Raw genomic sequence first — 24203 nt, forward strand, 5'->3', positions numbered from 1 at the left:
GCCCGGTCACCTGCGCGGCCAACCCCCGACACGTCCCCGTACACTTCGCCCGTGCGCGACTTTGCCGAACTGCTGAAAACCCCGGGGTTGGCGAGGGTCATGGCCAGTCAGCTCGCCGCGAGGCTGCCCGCCGGGATGTTCTCCCTCGGCATGCTGATGCACGTCGAGCACGTGCAGGGCAACTACACCTCCGCGGGTACGGTGCTGGCGGCGTTCTCGATCGGGATGGCGGTTGCGGGACCGGTCGTCACCCGGCAGCTCAACCGGTTCGGCACTCTACCGGTGCTGCTGACCTGCCTGCTGGTGACCACGGCATCCCTGACCCCGCTGGTGATCTTCCAGCTCCCGTTGTGGGCCATGACGCTGCTGGCCGCGGTGGCCGGGGCCACCATCCCGCCCGTCCAACCCACCGTCCGCACCCTCTACCCGAAGCTGGTGCCGCAGCACCTCGTCACCGCCCTGTTCAGCCTCGACGCCGCCCTGCAGGAGATCATCTGGGTGCTCGGTCCCGTGGTGATCACTGCCCTGGTGGTGTACCTGGGTACGGTGACCGCCCTCCTGGTCGTCACAGGCATCCAGCTGGCCGGGGGAATGCTGTTCATCCTCGTGCCCGCGGTCCGGGGCCTGCGGATCCCCAGGGCGACCGGGCGTTTCGGGAAGGTGCTGGCGAACCCCTCGGTGCTGCTCATGACCCTGGCCTCCCTGCTGCTGATCGGTTCCCTGGCGGCCATGGAGGCAGCGGTGGTGGCCTGGTTCGGGGAGGGTTCGCTGCTCGGCGGGATCGTCCTGGCCATCTCGGCCCTCGGCTCCATGATCGGTGGACTGGCGATCGGGCAGCGTCCCATCGGCCCCTGGTCCCTTCCCGCCCGGTTGTTGGTCATGGTTCTCGGGCTGGTCGCCGCCGTGCTGGTGTCGGGTTTCTGGGGGCTGGCGCTGGCCCTGTTCGTTGCGGGGCTGGGCACCGCGCCCTCGATAGCGGCGATCTCGTCGGTGATAGCCGGCAGCGTGCCCTTCGCGGACACCGCCGAGGCCTACGGCTGGATCACCACGGGCCAGCTGATCGGCGCCGCGGTGGGTTCCGCGCTGGCGGGTATCGCCATCGACTCCCTCGGCGGGGGCAGGGGTGGGATGCTCGCCAGCCTCGCCGTCGGTGCCCTGGCGGTGCTGGCGACCGCCGCTTTCGCAACACCCAACCGGATTTGGGAAATACACATTCTTGATCCATTCGGAGGATTTGAGGAGTAGGCTGTCCCAAAGCCTGTGCCTCAGCTTCGAGGCATCCAACGTGGGAGCGGCAAAATGGGTACTTTCCTGATCATTCTCCAGGTCGTCATAGTGCTTGGGTGTCTCCTGTTGGGAACCCACTACGGGGGTGTCGGACTCGGCCTGATCAGCGGTGTCGGGCTGGCCCTTCTCGTGTTCTTCTTCCAGCTGCCTCCGGGTGAGCCGCCGATCGACGTCATGCTGACGATCCTCGCCGTCATCGGTTGCGCCTCGGTGCTCCAGACCATCGGTGGTCTCGACGTGATGATGAAGTACGCCGAGAAACTGTTGCGCAAACACCCCACCCGGGTCACCATCCTCGCGCCCCTGACCACATGGCTGTTGACCGTCCTGTGTGGCACGGGGCACGTCGTGTACACGATGTTCCCCATCATCGAGGACATCTCACTCAGCAAGAACATCCGGCCCGAACGCCCGATGGCCGTCTCCTCCGTGGCGGCGCAGATGGGCATCACCGCATCACCGGTTTCCGTGGCCGTGGTGTCGATGGCCACGATCCTGGCCAAGGAGGCCGGGATCACCGGGGTGGCGTTCTCCATCCCGCAGATCCTCATGGTCTCGATCCCCAGCAGCTTCCTCGGCGTGCTGCTCGCCGCGTTCTGGAGTCTTCGCCGGGGCAAGGACCTGGACAAGGATCCCGAGTTCCAGAAGCTCATATCCGATCCCGAGAAACGCGCCTACGTCTATGGCGGGGACGAGGGAGCCACGCTCCAGGACAAGGTGTTCCCCAAGCAGGCGTACTGGGCCGTCGGCATTTTCTTCGCCGCCATCGCGCTGGTGGTGGTTCTGGGAGCCTTCGACGGGCTCCGCCCGCATTTCCCGAACGCGAGCGGGCAGCCGAGCGTCCTGTCGATGACACTGGTGATCCAGATGATGATGCTCGTGGCCGGGGCCGTGATCATGGTGGTCTGCAAGGTGAGGATGAACGAGGTGTCGAACAGCGCGGTGTTCAAGGCCGGGATGTCGGCGATCTTCTCCGTGTTCGGGGTGGCGTGGATGGCGGAGACCTTCTTCCACGCCCACCTGGATTCGTTGATGGGTTCCCTGGCCGGAATCGTGCAGGCCTATCCCGTGTTCTACGCGGTCACCCTGTTCCTGGTGTCCAAATTGGTCAACAGCCAGGCGGCAGCGGTCACGGCCTTCGTGCCCGTCGGTCTGAGGCTCGGGGTCGATCCGGTGACGATCGTGGGATTCTTCGGGGCGGCCTACGGTTATTTCGTGCTGCCGACCTACCCGTCGGACCTGGCGGCGATCGGTTTCGACCGGTCCGGGACGACGCGCATCGGCAAGTTCATCATCAACCACTCGTTCCTGATCCCCGGGTTCATCTGCGTCATCACGTCCTGCCTGGTCGGGAGCGGATTGGCGCACCTGCTGCTGCGATGACCCCGCGGACCGACGGCCTCACGTGGGTGTGACCTCTCCAGTGGCCAGGTTGATCGCCTCGCCGCCCGTGCCGGAGACGGCCTCGTGGACGGCCGCTGCCACTTTGGGGCCGATCCCCGGGACTGCCGCGATTTCCTCCGGTGTGGCTCCGCGCAGCTTCTTCAGCGACCCGAAGTGGGAGATCAGCGCCTTGCGGCGCATCTCCCCCAGCCCGGGCACCGCGTCCAGGGCCGACGACAGCATCGACTTGCTGCGCCTGCCCCGGTGATGGGTGATCGCGAACCGGTGGGCCTCGTCACGGACCCGCTGCAGCAGGTACAGCCCCTCGGACGCGCGGGGCAGGATCACGGGGTATTCCTCGCCCGGCAGCCACACCTCCTCCAGGCGTTTGGCCAGTCCGCACAGGGCGATCTCCCCTGCCAGGCCGAGTTCCCCCAGCACCCGCGCGGCCGCGGCCACCTGCGGGGCACCACCGTCGACGACGATCAGTGCGGGCGCGTAGGAGAACTTGCGGGGGGCGCCCGTGGTGGGGTCCACCAGCAGTGGCCCGGATTCGTGCTCTTCGCGGCCGCGTTCGTCCAGCAGCCTGCCGAGGCGCCTGCTCAGCACCTCGTCCATGGCTGCGACGTCGTTGGATCCCTCGAAGCTCTTGATGACGAACCGCCGGTAGTCGGATTTGCGGGCCAGACCGTCCTCGAAGACGACCATGGAGCCGACGACCTCGGTGCCCTGGGTGTGCGAGATGTCGAAGCACTCGATGCGCAGGGGTGGTTCCGCCAGGCCCAGGGCATCGGCGATCTCCTCGAGCGCACGGTTCCGGGTGGTCAGGTCCGAGGCCCGTTTGGCGGCCTGCTGCTGCAGGGACAGTTCGGCGTTGCGCAGCACGGTCTCCAGGAGGGTGCGTTTGTCGCCGCGGACCGGGACCCGCACCTCCACCCGTGCGCCGCGCATCCCCTCCAGCAGGGAGACCAGCTCCGGTTCGGCGGGCACGGAGCTGAGGATCAGCGGGGGCGGCGGGTTCTCGTCGGTGTAGAGCTGGAGCAGGAAGGGTTCCAGCAGCTCGGCCAGGTCGCGGTCGTCGGAGCGGTCGGCGATCCAACCGCGCTCCCCCGTGATCCGGCCGCCGCGGATGTGGAAGATCTGCACCGCCACCTGCTGGCCGTCGTCGGCGAGACCCACCACGTCGGCCCTGGTGGTCTCCGGCAGCACCACCGTGTTGCGTTCCCGGGCCTTCGCAAGCCCCGCCAGCTGGTCGCGCAGCACCGCGGCCCGTTCGAAGTTCAGGCCGGCGGAGGCCTCGAACATCTCGCGTTCCAGCTCCTGGACGATGCGATCCGACTCGCCCGCCATGAAACGGCAGAAACCGTCCGCGATCTCCCGGTGCTCCTCCGGGCCTACCCTCCCCACGCACGGGGCCGAGCATTTCCCGATGTCCCCCAGCAGGCAGGGGCGCCCCGACGCCCTGGCCCGTTTGAACACCCCGTCGGTGCAGGACCGCATGGGGAAGACCCGCAGCAGCGCGTCCACGGTTTCCCGGATTGCCCAGGCCTGCCCGAAGGGGCCGAAGTAGCGGGTGCCGCGTCGTTTCGCGCCGCGACCGACGAACACCCGGGGGTAGGGCTCGTTCCAGGTGACGGCAAGCCACGGGTAGGACTTGTCGTCGCGGTACTTGACGTTGAACCGCGGTTCGAACTGCTGGATCCAGGTGTACTCGAGTTGGAGCGCCTCCAGCTCGTTCGCCACCACGGTCCACTCCACCCTGGCCGCTGTCCTGACCATCGTCTGGGTGCGGAAATGCAGCGACGAGGGGTCGGCGAAGTAGGAGTTCAGGCGGGAACGCAGGTTCTTCGCCTTGCCAACGTAGATGACGTTGTCGAAGGCGTCGAAGAACCGGTACACGCCGGGATCCGTGGGGATGCTGCCCGGCCTGGGCCGGTAGCTGGCCGGGTCAGCCATCGCCTCAGCGGGTCAGCCGGCGGTGCTTGGAAGCGTGCGGCCGGGCCGCCTCGGCGCCGAGTCGTTCGATCTTGTTGGCCTCGTAGTCGGCGAAGTTGCCCTCGAACCAGAACCAGCGCGGCGTACCGTTCTCGTCCTCACCCTCCCAGGCGAGCATGTGGGTGGCCACCCGGTCCAGGAACCACCGGTCGTGGGAGATCACGACGGCGCAGCCCGGGAACTCCAGCAGCGCGTCCTCGAGGCTGGAGAGGGTCTCCACGTCGAGGTCGTTGGTGGGTTCGTCGAGCAGCAGCACGTTGCCGCCCTGTTTGAGGGTCAGTGCCAGGTTGAGGCGGTTGCGCTCCCCACCGGAGAGCACCCCGGCCTTCTTCTGCTGGTCGGGGCCCTTGAACCCGAAGGAGGCCACGTAGGCCCGCGACGGCATCTCGAAGTTCGCCACCTTGATGTGGTCGAGGCCGTCGGAGACCACCTGCCACACGTTCTCCTCCGCGTTGATGCCGGCGCGGTTCTGGTCCACGTAGCTGAACGAGACCGTGTCACCGACCTTCACGGTCCCGGTTTCCGCCTCCTCCTGGCCGGTGATGGTCTTGAACAGGGTGGTCTTGCCGACGCCGTTGGGACCGATGATCCCGACGATCCCGGCGCGGGGCAGCGAGAATGACAGGTCCTTGATCAGCACCCGGTCGCCGAAACCCTTGGTGAGGCCGCTGACCTCCAGCACGACCGAACCCAGCCGCGGGCCGGGCGGGATGTTGATCTCGGCGGTGTCGATCTTGCGGAACCGTTCCGCCTCGGCCGCGAGCTCCTCGTAACGCTGCAGGCGGGCCTTGTTCTTGGCCTGCCGGGCCTTCGGGGAGGAGCGGACCCATTCGAGTTCCTTCTCCAGGATCTTGGCGCGCTTGGCGTCCTTCTTGCCCTCGATCTGGAGGCGCTGCCGTTTGGTCTCCAGGTAGGTGGAGTAGTTGCCCTCGTAGGGGTGCAGCTTCCCGCGGTCGACCTCGCAGATCCACTCGGCGACGTTGTCCAGGAAGTAGCGGTCGTGGGTGACGGCCAGCACCGCCCCCGGATAGGACTTGAGGTGCCCCTCGAGCCAGTTCACGGATTCGGCGTCGAGGTGGTTGGTCGGCTCGTCGAGCAGCAGCAGGTCGGGTTGCTGGAGCAGGAGCTTGCACAACGCGACGCGACGCCGCTCACCCCCGGACAGGACGTCGACGACGGTGTCCGGCGGGGGGCACTGGAGGGCGTCCATGGCCTGCTCCAACCGGGCGTCGATGTCCCAGGCGTTGTGGGCGTCGAGTTCCGTCTGGAGATTGCCCATCTCGGCCATCAGGGAGTCGAAGTCCGCGTCGGGTTCGGCCATCTCCATGCCTATCTCGTCGAAGCGTTTCATCTTCGCCTTGATGTCGGCCACGGCCTCCTCGACGTTCTCCTGGACCGTCCTGCCCTCCGTCAGCGGCGGTTCCTGCAGAAGGATGCCGACGGTGGCGCCCTTGGCGAGGTTCGCCTCCCCGTTGTTCGGTTGTTCCAGTCCCGCCATCACCTTCAGCAGCGTCGACTTGCCCGCGCCGTTGGGACCCACGACGCCGATCTTAGCGCCGGGGAAGAAAGCCAGCGTGACGTCGTCGAGGATCAACTTGTCGCCCGCCGTCTTGCGGACCTTCTGCATCGTGTAGATGAACTCCGCCATCAACATCCCTTCAATCGTGACCGCTGGCCAGTATGCCAGCTATGTCCGAAGATCCCGTATCAGTCGGCCGGCCTCGGCCAGGCGCTCCAGTTCGGCCGTCAGCGGGTTCACGACGTGTTCCAGCCCCACCTTCCCGACCGCGGCGCGCAACCTTCGCGCGACCCGCCGGATCCCGGAACGTTCCCCGGCCGCCACGAACCCTCTCGCCAGGAACGAGAACGACAGCCCACCACCGGCCCCTCCGATGATGAGCAGCGCCGGCACATTCATCCCTCCCTCGTCGCCGGGAACCGCCGGGGGTGGGAGGCCGATCCAGATGAGCATCAGGTTCACCAGCAGCCAGCCGAGACCCAGCATCACGGCGGCCATCAGGAACCACTGGATCACCCGGACCACGCGCCACCAGCCCGGAATCCTGGAGAGCCCCAGATCCGTCACCTCGACCGCGTCGGCGAGCAGGTCCGGCAGGAGATCACGATCGCGTTGGCACGCCGCACCCAGGGCCCGTTGCCAATCCTCCCCCAGGCCGTTGCCGACCGCGTCGGAGAACTGCCGCAGCGCGATCCTGAGCCGGGCCATGGTCACCGGTCCACGGTCGGGGGCGAAACCATCCCCCGCCGTCCCCGGAAACCCGGTGCGGAGCCGTTTCAACGGGTCGGGACGCAGCCGGTGCATCCATCTGGTCATCGGCCACCCTGTCGCCAGCACGCCGCGGTACCGGATGGTTTCCGCAGCCACCTCGATCATCCGGGAAACCCCCGCGACCTCGGCCAGCCCGGCCTCCAACACCTCGACGTCCTCCCCGGAGGGCTTCTCCGGCCCGGTCGGGCAGGCCGCCTCGAACTGCTCGGCCAGCCGCTCCAGGTCCACGGACAATCTGGTCCTGGCGGCGCGTTTCCCCGCGACGACATCGGCCAGGTGTTCCCGCAGCGCGTCGAGCCCGAATCCGGTGGCGATGCTGGTGGCGAACAGCGGTACGCCTTCCAGGCCATCGGAGTCGAGAAGCTGCTCCAGGTGCGCCAGGCAGTCGTCCAGGTCGGCGGCGCGTATCCGGTCCACCTGGTTCAGGACCACCGCCATCACCTCGCCGTGCCGGGAAAGCGGCCTCAGGTAGCCGTGGTGCACCGCCGCGTCTGCGTACTTCTGGGGGTCCAGTACCCAGATGAACTGGTCGACGACGGGTATCATCCGGTCCACCTCGGCACGATGGGAGGACACCATGGAGTCGTGATCGGGCAGGTCCAGCAGTACCAGTCCCTCGAAGCCGTCCTGCCCGTGCGGGATCTCTTGACGGTTCCCGACCCGGAGCCAGTCCAGAAGATCGGTGTTGGTTTTCCCGACACTGACAGCCAGGGTTTCGGCCGTGGTGGGGCGGAGCACCCCCGCCTCCGAGACGTTCGACCCCACCAACGCGTTCATCAGCGACGACTTGCCGGATCCGGTCGACCCGGCGAGCGCCACGACGGTCTGTTGCCCCCAGCGGAGGCGTTGGCCGGCTCGCTCCAGAACCTCGACGGCGCGCCCCGTCAGCTCATCCGGCACACGCCCCTGCGTAACATCGATCAGCTCGGTCAGGCAGTTCAGCCTGGAGCGCATCAGTAACCCTCCGGCCTGGTCAGCGCCTCGAAGGCCTCCGCGCTGGCCAGTTTCAACTCGTCGGCGGCGCGGACCAGGCGGTCGGGGAGGCTGGCCTCGACGCCCAGCTGATCCAGCCGGGCGTCGAACCGGGCGAACTGGGACCCGAGCAGCGCCGAGATCCGTTTGTCCAGCTCCGCCCGGGCGCGGGCCGCGAGACGCCTGACTGCGTCATCCCCGAAAACCCCTTCCAGGAATCGTTGGGCGAGCACCGCGGAGCCTCCCGCGATCCCCATCTCCGCGGTGGTCAATCCCCCCGTGGCGGCAAATACGGTGACCACCAGGGACACCCCGATGGCATTCGTGCCGAGGGCCAGGAAACGGGCGGTACGTCTCCTGGAGCGGCCCTCCTGTTCGACGATGGCGAGGATGTCGTCCCGCCAGGTCTTGACGAGTCGCTCCGCCTCGGCGGTGAAGGAGGGATCGGGTCTGCTGAGCGGATCCCGGTCACCGGCCACCAGCGCCTGCCCCCACGGGGTCAGCGACCAGTGGCTAGCCGCGCGCTGGCAGGCGGCGGTTCCGTGTTCGACGATCAGCGCGACGAGCCCCTCGGAGATGGCGGCCTCGACGGGCTCGACCCGTTTCCGCCCGGTGAACCACTCGGCGAGGCGGTCACGGGCGGCGGCGATCCGTTCCTCGATGCCGCGCATCAGGTCCCCCGTGCCGACCATGTCCTGCCACCGGCTGAGGACCTCTCCGCGGAGCATGGATCCGTCCGCCGTGGCGCGATTGATCTCCTCCATCGCCAAACGGAATTCCACCTCCGCGGAATCCCGCAACTGGGCGACGGCGGCAAGCTGGCTGCGGCTCCCGTCAGCCAGGTACCGCAGCTCCGTGTCCAGTCCCCGGACCGTCCCTGCCAAGGTCTGGACCGCGACGGCGTGACGTTCCCTGCGGCTCCTGGCGATCCCGCCGAGCCACTGGTCCAGTTCCGCGACCAGCTCCGGTGGCAGGATTCCCTCGTCCCGGTCCTCCCGCTCAGGAACGCTGAACAGCCCACGAAGCCGGATCCCACGCGCGGCGAGGAGCTGTCCCAGATGGGAACGCAGATCCGGCACGGAAACCCGCGGACAGCGATTGAGCACCAGGGCGATGGCCGTGTCACGCGCCGCAGCAGCCCCCAACAGCTCCCAGGCGACGGCGTCCGCGTACCGGGTGGCGGTCGTCACGAACAACCACAGATCGGCTGCCGCCAAGAGCTGCCGGGAGAGCATCCGGTTGTCATCATCGATCGAGTCGATGTCGGGAGCATCCAGAAGAGCCATGCCCGCGGGCAGCGAATCAGTGGTGATGACGCGCAGAGCTCGCGGCCCCCCGGTCTCGTGATCGGTCCGGGTGAGCTCGGGAAGCACGGCCCCCGATCGGAACCAGTCCCGGTCCTGCTGGTTACAGATCAGTGTGGGGACGGTGGTCGTGGGGCGCCGCACTCCTGTCCGGGTCACGACCTTCCCCAGCAAGGAGTTCACGATGGTGGATTTGCCCGCCCCGGTTGACCCCCCGACCACGGCCAGCAGCGGGGCGTCCAGGCGGCGTGCCCTGGGTAGGAGGTAGTCCTCCACCTGACGGTTCGCCGCCCTGACCCGTGCCGCCAGGTCGTCGGCACCGTCCAGGGGGATGGGAAAGCGGATGTTGGGCAGGACCAGGAACAGCCCGGTCAGGGCATCGGCCAGAGGATTTTTCATGAAATGGGGGATCGGGAAGAGCGGCTAGACGATGACGTCGCCTCGGGGACGGCGTCTGGGAATGATGGTAAGCCCCCGGGTATCGGTGAGCGCATCGGGGCGTAGTTCCTCGACCTGGTGCACCAGTTCATGGGTACGGTGATCGGAGCCGGGGCCGACGGTGCCGCGGGTGGTCTGCTCCCGGGTGTGGGCCAGTTCGGTGATCAGACGCATGAACCTCGCGGTCCGCCACCACACCCTCGGGCCCCGGCAGATTCCGGCCAGGTGCAGCTTGATGCGCCGGAACGGGCTGGAGTAGACGACCACGTCCTGGTCCTCGAGCCAGCCGCCCTGCCTGAGGTCGATGAAACGGTGCCGCAGCACACGGGTCTCCCCCACGACGCTCGCCACCAGGAAGAGGACCATCACGGCCACGAAACCGAGGGCCATGTACCACTGGTTCGTGAGGCCGTCCGCCGGGTTGAGGCTGGAAACACCGTTGAAGAGCATGTGTCCCCCGGCCGCGAGCAGGAAACCCGCGAGCGGAGCCGTCACCCGCACCCACTTGCTGCGGGCCCCGAGGGCGACGGCGATTCCGAGGGCCGTCATCATCGTGAAGATCGGGTGCCCGAAGGACGTGTAGACCCCCCGGAGCATGACCAACTTGAGCACCACCTGCTCCGGGTCCCCCACCTCGATGTGGTTGGTCGCGAACACGATGACGCGGGCGTAGTAGATGATGTTCTCCACGAAGGCGAACCCGATTGCGGACAGCCCGGCCAGGGAGACGACGTTGATCCGGGAGATGAAACGGTTCCGGTAGAAGACGACCAGCAGGAACAGGACGGTGGCCTTCGTGGCCTCCTCGACGAACGGGGCGATGAAGATCGCGGGCCGGGTGCCGGAGTCGGCATCCGCGCTGGTGGTCTGCATCATCTGCCCCGCCCACGAGTTGATGTAGATGCTCGCCCACGTCGCCGTGCATGCCCCCCACCCGAAAGACAGGAACCAGATGAGCGGTTTCTGGGGGCGGAACCGGTCCAGCCAGATGAACAGGATCGTGTACACCAGAGCCGTCCACATGGCCCAGTAGGCCGCCATCCGCAGGGATTCGTTGTTCAGTCCGAGGGCCACCGTCCCGTCGGGATAGGTTCGGTCGGGGTTCAACAACTGGTACTGGTCGACCAGGTTGTACATGAAGAACGGAACCAGCACGAGGGTGATCCAGAACAATGGGCTTCGCAGCATGCGTTGCCACCACGGACGTTGGGAGGCGGGGGGCAGGCCCGAGAGCCAGCGTTGCCGATCTACAACCTGAGTCATGATGCTCTACAGGGTACTTGGCGCCCCAGGCAGGACTCGAACCTGCGCACTACAGATTAGAAGGCTGTTGCTCTATCCACTGAGCTACTGGGGCCCGGAGGCCCTTCCCGCGAGGAGCCACTGCCATGGCATCCCACGCGTTCGGGATCTCCTGACCGCAGATTCTACGCATCTTGACCGGATCTTGCTGTGCACGGCGCAAGGTCCGGGCAATACTCTGGGCCGGTGAGCGATGAACTGGTGTGGATTGACTGCGAGATGACCGGGCTGGATCTGGAGCGCGACGCGCTGATAGAGGTGGCGGTGCTCGTCACGGACAAGGACCTGAACGTGCTGGGCGAGGGCGTCGACGTGCTGATCAAACCCAGTGACGAGCAGCTGACAGGCATGAACGATTTCGTACGCGAGATGCACACCCGATCGGGGCTCCTGGACGCCCTGGCCGGCGGCACCACGATGGAGGAGGCCACCCGGACGGTCCTCGGCTATGTCCGGGAATTCGTGCCCGCTGCCCGCAAAGCACCCTTGGCGGGCAACACCATCGGGACGGATCGCGCGTTCCTGGCCCGGGACATGCCCGAGCTGGAGGCCCACGTCCACTACCGCAACGTGGACGTCTCCTCACTGAAGGAGCTGGCGCGACGCTGGTTCCCGCGGGTGCTGTACCAGGCCCCCGCCAAGCAGGGGAACCACCGGGCGCTGGCCGACATCCAGGAATCCATCGAGGAGCTGCGCTACTACCGCGAGGCGATGTTCGTCGCCGCTCCCGGCCCCACCACGAACCAGGCCAAGCAGATCGCGGCCCGCCACCGCGGCAGCCTCACGGGACTGGCCGACCCGCGGGCCGGGTCCGTTCAGTAGCGGGTCAGCCGCTCCCCGACCTCCAGGACGAGATCGTCCTCACCTTGCCGGCCGATCACCTGAACCGCCAAGGGAAGCCCCTCCGAGCTGATTCCGACGGGCACGCTGAGGGCCGGGTGGCCGGCGAGGTTCCAGTACGAGGTGTAGGCGATGACCTTCGCCGAAACCCGCTGCGCCGCGAGGTAGCCCATCCGGTGCACGGGCCGGATCGGCGGCGGCAGCATGGGGGTCACGGGGGTGAGCAGCACGTCGATCCGCCGGAAGATCCTCTCCATGGCCCGCTCCACCCGGGTCGTGCTGCGCTCCGCCCACCGCAGCGCCCCCGGCGGCAGCATGCGGGCGATCGCCGCTATCCGCCTCGAGCGTTTCTCGATGCGCTCGGGATGTTCCAGTCTGCGCACCTCGTCGAGCACCCCGAGGTGGAACTGCACCATGAACGTGAGCGGGGTCTCCGCCCAGCGGATCGATCCCCGGGTGACCTCGTGGCCTTCCTCCGCCAGTCTGTCGGCCGCCCGCGCGACGGCCCGGGCCAGCTGGGGATCGGGTTTGACGCCCGGCAGACAGGAGGCGAGGCTCCATCCCACCCGGAGTGCCCTGCCCGGCCCCGGACCGGGTTCCCCGGGTGCCGTGACGGCCATCGCCAGCCGGAGGTCCTCGATGCTGCGGGCCAGGGGCCCGTAGGTGCCGAGCCTGTGCCACAGGTTGGGGTGAGGGGCCGTGCTGACCCGCCCGCGGCTGGGTTTGATACCGAACACGCCGTTCCAGGCGGCGGGGATGCGGATGGAACCGCCGGCGTCACCGCCGAGGGCCAGCGGAACCATTCCGGAGGCCACCGCCACCGCGGATCCCCCGGACGAGCCACCGGGGCTGCGGGCCGGATCGCAGGAGTTGTGGGTGGCGCCCCATTCCCCCTCCGTGAAGGGCACCTGCCCGAACTCGGGCATGGTGGTCTTGCCGACGATGACCGCCCCCGCGGCTCGCAGCCGGGCCACCACCTCCGAGTCGGCCGCCGCGGGAATCGTGTTTCCGCGACCTCCGAGGGTGGTGACGAGCCCCGCCACATCGATTTCCTCCTTCACGGCCACCGGGACCCCGAACAGCGGTAGTTCTTCCCGTTCCCACGCCGGTGCGGCGTCGAGCTCCCGGGCTCGCGACAACGCCCCGGGGTTCAGCTGGGAGAACGCGTTCAGCCCCGGGTCGCGTCTGTTGATGCGTTCCAGTACGCGCTCGATGTGGTCCTCGACCGTTGACTCCCCACCACTGAGTCGACGGCCCAGGTCAGCGGCTCCGACGTCGAGAAGATCCATGCCGGTCATCCTCGCACGCCCGGGGAACAGGCGCCAAGGGGACGGCCGGCCTCCTTGGAATAACGACGGCGACCGGGGTGTTGTTGGGAGCGAGACCCGACGAAGGAGGCACGCCATGAGCTACGAGCGCCTGCTCACCGCACGACGCCACATCGACGAACGCCGGTTCCGTGAGGCCATCGTCGAGCTGCACGTCGTGCTGGAGAACGAGACGAAGCCCAGCCAGACCGAGGAGACCATCGAGTTGCTGGCCCTGGCCAATTTCAAGGCCGCCTACCTGACCGAGGCGGAACGCCTGGCCCGGCAGCTGATCTCCTCGCGGCCCACCAACGCCTACGCGCACACGATCCTGGTCCGTTCGCTCGAGCGCCAGTCCAGACACGAGGAGGCCGCCAGGGCGAAGACCCTGGCGGTGGCCCTCGGAGCGAATTTCTGATTCGAGGAAAACCCAGAACGTCGGGTGTGGCGGAGTTCGAGAACTCCGCCACACCCGACGTTCGTCAAGAAAAGAAGACAGATCATTCCTCGTCGCCCGAAGCGATGTCGGCGATCACACCGGTTCGTGGCCAACGCCACAGGGTGAAGGGAACACCAGACCAGCACAGCTGCTCGATCTCCGCACCCTTCCCCTTGCCCCAAGTCCCCCTCGGTGCGGTGGTGAACTGTATCCTCTCACTCACACCATCCGTGTATTGGACCTCCATGGAAGCACCGCGAGAACGACCCCTACCGGAAATGTTGATCTCCTGGGCGAAATGGGTACACACAACTCGGTCAATTCTCTCAGGCCCTGAAAGCAAATCTCCCACGATATTCACACTGCGCTGAATCCCAGCCACCAAGGCCCACACCCCCAGAAGCAGGAGCACAAGAGCCACAAACCCACCGAACCGCGGCGCCTTGTACATCCTGTTCCTGAGCTTCGCATAACGAGGATAGGAACGCGTCAGCCACATCCACCCCGGCCCCAGACACGCAAACCCCACAAGAAACAACCCAACACTCTCGAGCACCACAGTCCACATGGCCAGCTCCCCAAAGGGAACATGGAAGAAGACATTCCACACTGCCAGAAAAATCACATACAGGAACGCACCGATAGGCAGAACTCGCACTGACAGTGCATCAATCAGCCGAGTCATATTACCGCTCCCTGACCCAGGAGGCGCATTCAGTTCTGAGGAGGCCTGTAAGTTTCATCTCGGGTGTAGGCATCGACGGCCTTTGCGGCTTTCGAAGCGCTGGACGCCCGCGGCCCGGCCGTGCCATCGAGGAAGTCACGACCCTGTTCATAGTTCTCCCAGTCGGGAACCCCCTCGACCCGGCGCCCGCTCTCAGGATCCGCGACGTAACCCGCATGCCTCATGAGCCTGTCACGCTCCTGGGCCTCGGGGAGGGAACTGAAGAAATCCACCTGCTCATCCCTGTTCATGCGTCGGAGCAGGAATCTTTCCGCCTCCCTGCCCGAGAGGCTGCGGGAGAAAATTGCTCTCTGATCCTCAGTGAGGGAACGCGACCATCCTGCCAGATCAACAGGTTTGTCCGCAATCTCGTAACGCTCGAAAACCTCTTTCAATTTTTCCGGCCCCCCAGCGCGAATGATGTCCTGGGTCGCATCGGGAGGGATCCTGATTTTTCCTTCTGGCGGGTCCGGAACATTCGGAGTTCTTGTGAAACTTTCCGGCAACTGACTCTCCAGCCCTTGGAGAGCATCCTTGTTCTTGACTTTTTTCATCTGCCTGAGAGTGTTCTCAATATTGGCCACTCTCCTTGAGGCAACCATGGATTCGGGGAGTTTGTCAGCGAGCTTCTCCCCGACACGCCTGCCGGCCCCCTTGATCGCCTTCTCCTTCCACTCTCCGGGTTTCCCCAGGACCTTCAACAGCTTGCCGCCCCATTCCGTCAGCTTGCGAAGGGCCTGGACAAGTTTGGCGGTGATCTTGCTCAGCTTGGCGAATGCATCGATCGCCTTGTTCACCCACTTGGTGATCTTGGCAACTTTTTCACCCACCCAGGTCGAGATCTGGGCGGCCACGGCAGGGGTCGCGAGACCGAGAGTGAAAACTTCCTCAGCCACGGATTGCGCGAACATTCCCAGTGCTTCGGCGATCATGTCACGGATCATGCTGTAGATGAAACTGACGATGCCCGCCTGCCGCTGCAGCACTCCTGCTATCTGCTCCGCAGCAGCCTGCTGCGCCTCGAAAACCTGTTTGAGCTGACCAACCCGCGCCCTGTAGGCGTCCAAGGTGATTGAAACCTGTCCCTCGATCTTCCCGAGCAGCGACTCGAGGTTCCCCGCCTCCTGCTGGGCGGCCTGGGCGATGTTGTGCCAGGTCGAGGCGCCCGCATCGATCTCCTCCGGGTCCCCGGTGAACTCCTGCAGCCAGTCCTGGAGGGGATGAATGTGATCAATGATCCACGAAGCCACCCAGCCGGTGACCGTCGCGATCGGATTGAACGCGGCCGAGACGACATTGGCCCCGAGCGATGCAACGGCGGCGAACTCGCCCATCCATCCGTCGTTCTTGGTCTCGTCCACGAAATCGAGGATGTCCCCCACCGGACCAATCTTCGCCGCATCCTGCCAACGCCCTTGGCCACCAGCCACAAAGGCAAGACCCCGGGGATTGTTCTCAGTCTCAAGCAGTCCCATGTCACACCCCGCTTTCAGATGCTGTTCATCAGCTTGTCGAATTCATCCTTAAGCGCCATTTCCGTCTCACGGAAATCGGCAGCGCTGTCATCCAAGGCCTGCGCCGTAGCCTCGAGAACTTGCCCAAGGGTGGAGTTCGTGGTCTTGAAATCGCTGCTGAGCTCTACATATCTGGGCTGGAAAAGCGGCGTGAGAAGAACGCCGTAAGGATTTCCTGACATCGTGTTCGATGCGGCATCACCGATTTCCGCAACGGTGGAGCCACTGTCACGCAACCCTGCGCTCTGTTCGCCCCAGCTCTGGGGGGAGATGTCGATGTCGGTCACGATCTTCTCCCGATGTTCCACGGCTGCCTGCCGTCGTTGCCGGAGGAGTCACCGACATCACCGCCGGAGGGCGTGCCGAACACGTCATAGGAGGAAAGCGTCCGAGCAGTCTCAGGGCTGTCATTTCCCCAGGACTCACGGACGGCCTCCCCGACGGACCTCGCCACTTCCTGTCCGGCCCGTCTGATCGTCTCCAGCGCCACGCGTGAGAGCTCCTGCGCCGACAGTCCCACCCCCCGATCCGAGATCCGCATATCGGTCACACGCCCTCCGTGGTCAACGGTGACTGTCACCTCTTTCCCCCGCGAGATCACCGTCGCGGTCATCGCCTGCACCCTGGCAGCCAATTCACGATCTCGCTCGCCCCGCTCCAGCGCCTTGCGGGCCATGGCCTCGAAGCGGGCCTTCGCGGCCGCTGCGGCCTGATCAACAGCACCCTGCACCTCATCCATCACGATCCTCCAACACACTCTCGCCAAGGAACCAGCCGAAGCGCTCCGCGGGTCACGGTAAGCACGGGCAGCGTAACACCCGTCGGGTTCATCGCCCCGAGTACAACCCTCTGAATGCTCACGCCGCCGGACTCCCCACCCCGGACGCCACGAAGCCCTGGCGGGAGCCCACCCCTGGGGATCACACGGGCCTCCTCACCCCTGCGACAGGAGGAGCCCTCGGATTTCCCAAGGGGTTCACCGATACGCTATCGTTTGTCAGTCGCCGGTTGTTGGCGATCCTTGGTGGGTATAGCTCAGTTGGTAGAGCACCTGGTTGTGGTCCAGGATGTCGCGGGTTCGAATCCCGTTACTCACCCCATGGCGGGCGGAATGCACCGTGAGCAGCAGAGACCCAGGAAGCCCCCGACCCACAGCCCGACGCATCGACATGGATTCCAAGACACCTACGCCCTGCCCGGGACAGCGACGCACAACTCTCAATACAGTACTGTATCCTCCAGTTACGGGTCTCGAGCCCACCCCTCGACCTGATCGGAGAATCGCATGGTTTCCTTGAATCGCCGTAGTTTTGGACGAGTCGCCCTCGGCAGTACCGCCCTGGCAGGTGCATCCTCACTCGTCCCCGGCATCGCCTCGGAGACATCGGCCTCGGGATTGGCCTTCCCCAGGAAACGCCTGACCGGAGCCGACATGTACACCGCGACCAACTGGCGGGTCGCGGGAACAGATCTCGGCATCCCTTACGTTCTCGAGAACGGCTCGATCGGCTATCTGCTGGGCGACACGTTCGGTGGGCCGTGGCCGGAAGGCGGGGACGACCACCGATCCCCGGTGATGCTCCGATCAGCCTCCGATCCCGGTTCCGCCGAGGGAATCGTCTTCGACAGCGCCGCCAAGGTGGCGGGAAACGGCCGCGCGCCGGAACTGATGTACAACGCCCACGGAGGGGTGGTCGGGGGAACCCGCGAGCTCACCGTCATACCCAACGACGGAATCTCCTTCCCGGAGACGGGCCGGCAGCTGGTGTCCTTCATGAGCATGGAGAACTGGGACGACCGAGGCGCCGACGGCATTTTCAAATCCGGCTTCGCAGGACTGGCCTACTCCGACAACGGAAACGACTTCCAGCGCACCAATCTGCGATGGAACAACTCCGCTGACAACAAGGACCCCTTCCAGATGTGGACCATGCAGCGCGACGGCGAGTACGTCTACGTCTTCTCGGTGCGTGCCGGACGGCAGCACGGCCCCATGATGTTGCGACGCGTGAGGTGGGAACGCATGTTCTGGCCCGACGAGTACGAGGGATGGGGTTGGAACGGAAGGGACTGGGGCTGGGGTCGCCCGTGCACGCCGATCCTCGAGGAGCAGTTCGGGGAGCCGTCGGTCAGGAAACTCCGCGACGGGACATGGGCGATGGCCTACATGGACTATGCCCGCAACCGGCTCGTCACCCGCACCGCCGACCGCCCTGACGGCGTGTGGAGCAGCCCGAAAATCCAAATTTATGGTGTGACCAACGCGAATCTCTACGGTGGTTTCATCCATCCGTGGTCCACCCGTGGTCTGGGGAAACTGCATCTCATCGTGTCACGCTGGTCACGAACCCCCGCCGGCGCGTCCACAGCATATCACATCGAGCAGTACCGGGGAACGCTTTGACGGTGTGATTTCCGCGGCGCATCTCCACCCGCCCCGACTTCATTCCCGGACCACCAGGTGGATGGTTAGCAGGGCATGTCCCGATTCTGAGAACATGGCCAGGACCCGGGCACGTCGACATCCGCGCGGACGTGCCCGGGCCAGCGGGATGACGTGAGGACGAGGAGCCATGGGACGACTGACAAGAACCGGGCGCTGGATCACTGCCGCCGTCGGCCTGGCCATGGGAGCCGTCGCCGGATACACGGCCTGGACGCTGAACGCCCCGAGACGTCCCTGGCCGCCGTACACGTTCACCCCCTTCGAGGTGGGGACACCGACCGAGGAGGTCTCATTCACCACCTCCGACGGGGTGTCGTTGGCGGGTTGGTGGCTGGACAACCCCGGCGCCCGGAGCGTGGTGATCTGCTGCCACGGTCACCGGAGCAACAAGGCCGACATGCTGGGAATCGGTCCCGGTCTGTGGCGAGCAGGTCACAACGTCCTGCTCTTCGATTTCCGTGGCAACGGCGACTCCGGGGACGGCAGGCAGTCCCTGGCCCACTACGAACAGGCCGACCTGACCGCCGCGCTGGACTGGGCGGCCCGATTCCGCCCCGGGGCGCGGATCGCGGTGATGGCATTCTCCATGGGCGCCTCAACCGCCATCCTCACGGCTGCCCACGACCCGCGCATCGAAGCCCTCGTGCTCGATTCCCCGTTCGCGACCATGGAGGGCGTGATCGCCGCGAACTACAGGCGTTACCGACTTCCCGGAGGTCTTCTACTGCCGGTGGCCGACCTGGTGAACCGATTCTTCTACGGCTACGCGTTCGGACAGGTGCGTCCCGTCGACGCCATGGGTTCGCTGCCGCCACGCCCGGTCCTGCTGCTGCACGGCACCAAGGACCGGCTCATCCCCTACGAACACGCCCAGCAGCTGGTGGCAGCGGCCGGTCCGGGCGAGGTCGAGCTCGTCGCCTTCGAGGGCGCAGACCACTGCGGCGGCTACTTCGTCGACCGTCCCGGATACATCGCCCGGGTGAACCGGTTCCTGGATGAGGCTTTCCAGCCCGGGTAGCATGTCGTGATGCCCCTCAACGCCTCCGAGGCGCCGCGATTTCTCTCGTCGCCGCTCCGGTTCCGGGGGGAGGCCGGGGAAAACGGCCAGGAGGAAGAACCGAGGTTCTTCCGGCGAATCGCCACGTCGACTGTAGCGATCGGCCTCCTCCTGTCGGCCTGTTCCAACGCATCCAACCCACCCCAGGACACCTCACCGGTCAGCACCCCAGCGACCACACCCGCCCAGCAGAGCCCGGGAGAAACCGTGAGCGAAACCACGATATCGATCACCCTGAACGGCCGGTCCCTCACAGCCAGGCTCTCCGACAATCCCGCCGCCCGTTCGTTGCTGGACCAGCTGCCGCTGCACCAGGAGTTCACCGATTACGGAGGACAGGAGGTGCAGACCAGACTCCCGCAGCCCCTGACGACCGACGGGATGCCCCGTAGGGAGAGCGCCCCCGCCGGAACCATCGGGTACTACGCACCCGAACAGGCCTTGGTGCTGTACTACAGGGACGTGGGACGTTTCGACGGCATCATGCGGCTCGGCCGGATCGAGGGCGACCCGGCCTCGCTCGCCGGCTGGGAGCAGGCGAAACCCGTCACCATCGAACGAGCCGGCTGAGAGTCGATCCCATCATGGCCCGTGTCCTCGTCACCGGAGCGTCCTCCGGTCTCGGCCTGCTCACCGCCACATCACTCGCCCGTGCGGGGAACGAGGTTGTCCTGCATGCCCGCAACCCGGAACGGATCAAGGATGACACCACCCTGTCGCTGATGCATGCCACCGTCTGGGGCGATCTGGCAGACCCCGAGGAGACCCGGTGGGTGGCCGCGCAGGCGGAACTACACGCCCCGCTGGAGGCCGTCATACACAATGCGGGTGTCTCCGAGGGGTGCGATCTGATGGCCGTGAACGTCGTGGCGCCGTTCGTGCTCACATCCCTGATGGGCCCGCCGGGGCGTGTGATCGTCGTTTCCAGTTCCATGCACCGCTCCGGATCGCCCCTGCGCGTCGCGGAGAAGATCTCGGGTACACGGAACAGCGGTTACAGCGACAGCAAGTTGTTCGTGACCACGTTCGCGATGGCCGTCGCGCGCCGCTGGCCGAGCGTTCTGGTGCACGCGGTGGATCCCGGATGGGTTCCCACCAGAATGGGAGGCCCGTCCGCACCCGACGACCTGACCGAGGGGCATCGCACACAGGAATGGCTCGCAACCGTTCCGGAAAACGCGCTACGACCCCGGACCGGGGCCTACTGGCACCATCGCCGAAGCCGGCCACCGCACCCGGCCACCCTGGAACCGGAGTTCCAGGCAGAACTCATCCGGACCCTGGAGGTCCACACCGGGATCGGTTTCCCACCCGGTTGATTCGTCGCGCGGCGCGAAATGATGGCGTCGAGCACCCCACGAAACACTCGGCAATCACGCCTCGGCGCCATGCAGGAAAGTTTCAGAACGCCCCAGCAGCTTTTCCCGTCGCAGGGAGATAATGGGTGACACACACATCCTGCGCAGTTCGCCACCGAGGAGGCATCATGCGAGCAACCATCATGCGGGCACCGGGCGACGTGGTCGTCACCGAGGTGGACCGTCCCGAGATCATCGAACCCACCGACGCGATAATCGAGCTTGCCGCCGCATGCATCTGCGGCTCGGACCTGTGGCCCTACCGGGGGCATGACAAGGCCGAGAACCGCGCCATGGGACACGAGTACGTCGGCACCGTGGTGAAGGTCGGTTCGGACGTGACCACGGTGAAACCGGGTGATTTCGTGGTCGGATCCTTCTGCATCTCGGACAACACCTGCGAGATCTGCGATTCCGGCTACCAGTCCCGCTGCGTCAACGGCGGGTTCGTCAGCGGCACCCAGGCGGAGTTCGTCCGCATCCCGCAGGCCGACGGTACCCTCGTCGTCGTGCCGGGCGGACGTCCCGGGGACCCCGATGTGCTGGCCTCGCTGCTGGCCGCCTCCGACGTACTCGGCACGGGCTGGTTCGGGGCCGTCGCCGCGGAGGCCGGACCGGGCAGGACCGTCGCGGTCGTGGGTGACGGCGCGGTCGGTCTCCTGGCCATCCTCGCGGCCAGGGAACTGGGGGCCGAGCGGATCATCGCGATGTCCCGCAACCCGCAGCGCCAGGAACTGGCCAAGGAGTTCGGAGCCACCGACATCGTCGAGGAACGTGGTGAGGAGGGTGTCTCCCGCGTGAAGGACCTCACCAATGGGCTGGGCGCGCACAGCGTCGTCGAGGCGGTTGGCACCCAGCAGTCCATGGAACAGGCCATCGGGTCCTGCCGCCCGGGTGGGCACGTCGGTTTCGTCGGGGTCTCCCACGACGTCAACCTGCCGGGCGGTCTGTTGTTCGGCGCCGAGGTGCACCTGCACGGCGGGCCTGCTCCCGTGCGGCGTTTCCTGCCGGATCTGATCGATCGCATCCTGGCCGGGAAGATCAACCCCGGAAGGGTTTTCGACCAGCGGATTCCCCTCGATGAGGCTCCCGAGGGTTACAAGGCCATGGACGAGCGCCGCGCCATCAAGGTGCTGCTCGAGCCGTGACCATGCTGAATGGCCTTTCCCCGGGCACCGGGGAAAGGCCATTCAACAGTACGACAGGTCTCAGGGAGCAGCGCAGAGGGTCCCACTGCTCGAGGCCGACTCCGGCGGGGAAACATCTTTCCGGGTCTCGGCGGCCACACGAAGAACCACCGTGGCAATGCGGGCACCAGCATCCGGGACGCCCTTGAAACCCGGAAAACTGGACAGGTCCACGATCCACGGCCTGCCCTCGTGTTCTATCACGTCCACACCGTAAATCTCGGTTCCCAGCACCCGCCCACATTCCATCGCGAGCTCTCTGGTGGGAGTATCCAACTCGATCAGTCGGCCTTGTTTCTCCTTCAGGGTGACCGGGGGCCACACTCGCTCGACACAGAACACGTCATTCCCGATGCGATAGATCTTGCGATCCAAGGTCTCGGGCTCGTAGTAGCGCTGCGCGAACATCTCCTCCACTCCCCACGACATGGGGACTTCCGCGGTGTCATGAATGATCTGAATTCCCCGTCCTCGGGAACCTCGGCGCGGCTTGAGAATCACCGGTCCATCCGCCAGCATCGGCAACAGATCTTCCGGCCCGGTCACCGGACGGCATTCCGGCACGGGCAGACCGGCTTGGGCCAACACGTGATTGGTTCTCAACTTGTCCCGGCACAAAGCTGTGACCGGGTAGGGACTCACCGTGGGAATCCCTGCCTCGTGCAGCCGCCTCCCCCATTCCAGACCGGCCGGTGTCTTGTCCTTGAGCACTGCTGCATCGGCCTGGGGTATTGAAACGGACGAGTCCATTTCCGCGGGAAACAATGAGATGACCGCAACCTCGGCCAGACGCAGCTCAGCTTCGAGTGCGTCAAGCAGTGGATTGGGGTCTCCAGGCGACCCCGACCGCAGAAGAACGACTCTCATGCCGCGGATTTTACGCCGATCTACGAGGCTCTGTGAGTGCTTCCGTGTCAGACTCTTGGACGGAATTGTCGTCGTCGATCTTCATGTGACTGGCCAACCACCAGGAGTAGATTTCGGTGGCCGTTCCGGCACACAACCTGACCACCAGTACCGCCGGCAATCCGAAAGTTGTCCAGATGAACCCGGCCAGAATCGGCGCCCCGAACTCCCCGGCATCCTCCGCGGTGCTCATTATCGCCAGTGTCCGTGTACGTCGCACCGGGTCGAGAGCAGCCACCTTGGCCATGACTGCTCCCCAGGCCGGCCTGAAAGCGGCCTTCCCCGCATCATCCGCCACCTTCCCGACGACAAGGCCCGCATAGCTCGGGAAGAGCAACCAGATCAGGGAGGAGAACACATTGCCGATGGCCCTGACCCCCAGTACCAGTTTCAGACTCACCCGGTCCGCCAGCCATCCCCACAGCGGCCCGCTGAAGGACATGGCCGTGGAGAAGACGTACAGCGATGACGCGGCTGCTTCCGACAATCCCATGTACGACACGGAGAGGAGAGGAAGCAGATTCGCCATGAGATAGGCCGTGCCGTTCATGGCCGCTCCCAGGAATGCGTAGGGCCGGACGAGTCGGCGCAGTTCCGGGGGAACCGGTGTTTTCTTCTCCGGTTTCCGGCTCAGGCCGGTGACCCGGGGTCCTCGCAGCCCGATGACCACCAGCAGCATGGGAAGCCCGGACAGGAGTGCCGAGACCGCGAAAACGAAGGCATGGTCACCCGCGAGGGCGGTCAACAGGATCCCTGCGGAGAACCCGCCGGCGGACCCGGCCACCGTCTTGACGGTCTGGTACCAGGAGAAACGCTGGGCCACCGCCTTCTTGCCTCCCAGGGCCGCCAGCACCGTCGAGGAGGATGGATCCCGCAGGGAGATCGCCACTCCGTGCAACCCTCGGACGAGAAACAGGTGAAGGGGGGTCTGGGCGAACACCAGGGACAGCACCACCAGGGTCCGCAACCCCACCGCCACTGTGTAGGCGGTTCGCACCCCGATACGGTCGATGACAGCCCCCATCGTGGGCTTCAGCAGGATCGCGACGGCGGTGTTCGTCGCCAGCAGGACCCCGATGTTCTCGATCGACATACCGAGACGATGTGCATACAACGGCAGGGAGAAACTGATCATCCCGAAAGCCAGGCGCGACAGGAAACCTTCCGCGACCACCACACCCAGGGGGCCCCCGCTGTCGCCCCGGGCCCGTACCGCGTGTCTGGGCGCCCGGATGTATCGACGGGTGATCCAGACCGTCAGGGTCACGGTCGTTCCGACGATCAGCAGGACACCCAGGGCCAGCCACGGCCTGATGTCAGGACCCGCCCACTCCCAGGTCCCATCCGCCAGGATCGCGGTCATCGACGTCGCCACGGTGACGACGGCCACCACCGACCAACCGATCCAGCGCGCCCGGCGACGCCGCCGCCGAATCTCGGGATGCACCCTCAAC

At 66.0% G+C, this 24203-nt stretch carries 21 protein-coding genes and 2 tRNA genes; 10 read left to right on the forward strand and 13 right to left on the reverse strand.

Going from position 1 to position 24203, the window contains the following annotated elements; genetic code table 11:
- The first annotated feature begins 51 nt into the window (after window positions 1-51).
- Both E0E39_RS09550 and E0E39_RS09555 read left to right on the forward strand, forming a co-directional pair.
- The gene (locus E0E39_RS09550) at window positions 52-1245 is read left to right on the forward strand and encodes an MFS transporter (RefSeq protein WP_130874528.1); all 1194 of its coding nucleotides are present in this window, start codon (window positions 52-54) and stop codon (window positions 1243-1245) included.
- 54 nt (window positions 1246-1299) lie between these two features.
- The gene (locus tag E0E39_RS09555; protein ID WP_130874529.1) at window positions 1300-2670 is read left to right on the forward strand and encodes an anaerobic C4-dicarboxylate transporter; all 1371 of its coding nucleotides are present in this window, start codon (window positions 1300-1302) and stop codon (window positions 2668-2670) included.
- 18 nt (window positions 2671-2688) lie between these two features.
- Here the strand turns inward: E0E39_RS09555 and uvrC are convergent, their stop codons facing one another.
- The 6 genes from uvrC to E0E39_RS09585 all read right to left on the reverse strand — a co-directional run bounded on the left by uvrC (window position 2689) and on the right by E0E39_RS09585 (window position 11026).
- On the reverse strand, window positions 2689-4626 hold the full coding sequence (uvrC, locus tag E0E39_RS09560; RefSeq protein ID WP_130874530.1) for an excinuclease ABC subunit UvrC: 1938 nt from the start codon (window positions 4624-4626) through the stop codon (window positions 2689-2691).
- A gap of 4 nt (window positions 4627-4630) precedes the next feature.
- Window positions 4631-6313: an energy-dependent translational throttle protein EttA gene (gene ettA, locus E0E39_RS09565; RefSeq protein ID WP_130874531.1), complete on the reverse strand. Its 1683-nt coding sequence runs from the start codon at window positions 6311-6313 to the stop codon at window positions 4631-4633.
- Between the two features lie 39 nt (window positions 6314-6352).
- On the reverse strand, window positions 6353-7909 hold the full coding sequence (locus E0E39_RS09570; protein WP_130874532.1) for a YfjP family GTPase: 1557 nt from the start codon (window positions 7907-7909) through the stop codon (window positions 6353-6355).
- On the reverse strand, window positions 7909-9630 hold the full coding sequence (locus E0E39_RS09575) for a GTPase (RefSeq protein ID WP_130874533.1): 1722 nt from the start codon (window positions 9628-9630) through the stop codon (window positions 7909-7911). Before E0E39_RS09575 ends, E0E39_RS09570 begins: the two co-directional genes overlap by 1 nt.
- A gap of 24 nt (window positions 9631-9654) precedes the next feature.
- A complete protein-coding gene (locus E0E39_RS09580) occupies window positions 9655-10932 on the reverse strand; it encodes a PrsW family intramembrane metalloprotease (RefSeq protein ID WP_130874534.1) in 1278 nt (425 codons plus the stop codon).
- An 18-nt stretch (window positions 10933-10950) separates the two neighbouring features.
- Window positions 10951-11026, reverse strand: a tRNA-Arg gene (locus E0E39_RS09585).
- 131 nt (window positions 11027-11157) lie between these two features.
- Here E0E39_RS09585 and orn point away from each other — a divergent pair.
- Window positions 11158-11793, forward strand: coding sequence for an oligoribonuclease (gene orn / locus E0E39_RS09590; RefSeq protein ID WP_130874535.1), 636 nt, complete (start codon window positions 11158-11160; stop codon window positions 11791-11793).
- Here orn and E0E39_RS09595 read toward each other — a convergent pair.
- Entirely contained in the window at window positions 11787-13100 is a 1314-nt protein-coding gene (locus tag E0E39_RS09595; RefSeq protein ID WP_165444719.1) for an amidase family protein, read from the reverse strand. The genes orn and E0E39_RS09595 overlap by 7 nt on opposite strands.
- 115 nt (window positions 13101-13215) lie before the next feature.
- Between E0E39_RS09595 and E0E39_RS09600 the strand changes: the two genes are divergently transcribed.
- Window positions 13216-13536: a hypothetical protein gene (locus E0E39_RS09600; RefSeq protein ID WP_130874537.1), complete on the forward strand. Its 321-nt coding sequence runs from the start codon at window positions 13216-13218 to the stop codon at window positions 13534-13536.
- 82 nt (window positions 13537-13618) lie between these two features.
- Here E0E39_RS09600 and E0E39_RS09605 read toward each other — a convergent pair whose 3' ends face one another.
- The 4 genes from E0E39_RS09605 to E0E39_RS09620 form a co-directional block, all read right to left on the reverse strand.
- A complete protein-coding gene (locus E0E39_RS09605) occupies window positions 13619-14242 on the reverse strand; it encodes a hypothetical protein (protein ID WP_130874538.1) in 624 nt (207 codons plus the stop codon).
- A 29-nt stretch (window positions 14243-14271) separates the two neighbouring features.
- A complete protein-coding gene (locus E0E39_RS09610) occupies window positions 14272-15663 on the reverse strand; it encodes a hypothetical protein (RefSeq protein WP_130874539.1) in 1392 nt (463 codons plus the stop codon).
- A gap of 107 nt (window positions 15664-15770) precedes the next feature.
- The gene (locus tag E0E39_RS09615; protein WP_130874540.1) at window positions 15771-16082 is read right to left on the reverse strand and encodes a hypothetical protein; all 312 of its coding nucleotides are present in this window, start codon (window positions 16080-16082) and stop codon (window positions 15771-15773) included.
- Window positions 16079-16534, reverse strand: a complete 456-nt coding sequence (locus E0E39_RS09620; RefSeq protein ID WP_130874541.1) for a YbaB/EbfC family nucleoid-associated protein — start codon at window positions 16532-16534, stop codon at window positions 16079-16081. The genes E0E39_RS09615 and E0E39_RS09620 overlap by 4 nt, the downstream gene beginning before the upstream one ends.
- A 285-nt stretch (window positions 16535-16819) precedes the next feature.
- On the opposite strand from E0E39_RS09620, the gene E0E39_RS09625 reads away from it, so the two are divergent.
- From E0E39_RS09625 to E0E39_RS09650, 6 genes are all read left to right on the forward strand, one after another.
- Window positions 16820-16895, forward strand: a tRNA-His gene (locus E0E39_RS09625).
- 185 nt (window positions 16896-17080) lie between these two features.
- A complete protein-coding gene (locus E0E39_RS09630; protein ID WP_130874542.1) occupies window positions 17081-18199 on the forward strand; it encodes a glycoside hydrolase family 183 protein in 1119 nt (372 codons plus the stop codon).
- A 169-nt stretch (window positions 18200-18368) separates the two neighbouring features.
- Window positions 18369-19259, forward strand: coding sequence for an alpha/beta hydrolase (locus tag E0E39_RS09635; protein WP_130874543.1), 891 nt, complete (start codon window positions 18369-18371; stop codon window positions 19257-19259).
- A gap of 9 nt (window positions 19260-19268) precedes the next feature.
- Window positions 19269-19868 (forward strand): cyclophilin-like fold protein, encoded by a 600-nt coding sequence (locus E0E39_RS09640; protein ID WP_130874544.1) that lies wholly within the window; start codon window positions 19269-19271, stop codon window positions 19866-19868.
- A gap of 14 nt (window positions 19869-19882) precedes the next feature.
- Window positions 19883-20617, forward strand: coding sequence for an SDR family NAD(P)-dependent oxidoreductase (locus tag E0E39_RS09645; RefSeq protein WP_130874545.1), 735 nt, complete (start codon window positions 19883-19885; stop codon window positions 20615-20617).
- A gap of 167 nt (window positions 20618-20784) precedes the next feature.
- Window positions 20785-21804: a zinc-dependent alcohol dehydrogenase family protein gene (locus tag E0E39_RS09650; protein WP_130874546.1), complete on the forward strand. Its 1020-nt coding sequence runs from the start codon at window positions 20785-20787 to the stop codon at window positions 21802-21804.
- Window positions 21805-21864: 60 nt separating this feature from the next.
- Here E0E39_RS09650 and E0E39_RS09655 read toward each other — a convergent pair whose 3' ends face one another.
- Window positions 21865-22710, reverse strand: a complete 846-nt coding sequence (locus E0E39_RS09655) for an ATP-grasp domain-containing protein (RefSeq protein WP_130874547.1) — start codon at window positions 22708-22710, stop codon at window positions 21865-21867.
- Between the two features lie 10 nt (window positions 22711-22720).
- The gene (locus E0E39_RS09660) at window positions 22721-24196 is read right to left on the reverse strand and encodes an MFS transporter (protein WP_245988461.1); all 1476 of its coding nucleotides are present in this window, start codon (window positions 24194-24196) and stop codon (window positions 22721-22723) included.
- Window positions 24197-24203: the final 7 nt, after the last annotated feature.

This window comes from [Pseudopropionibacterium] massiliense (genome assembly GCF_900607225.1).
Classification (GTDB): Bacteria; Actinomycetota; Actinomycetes; order Propionibacteriales; family Propionibacteriaceae; genus Arachnia; species Arachnia massiliensis.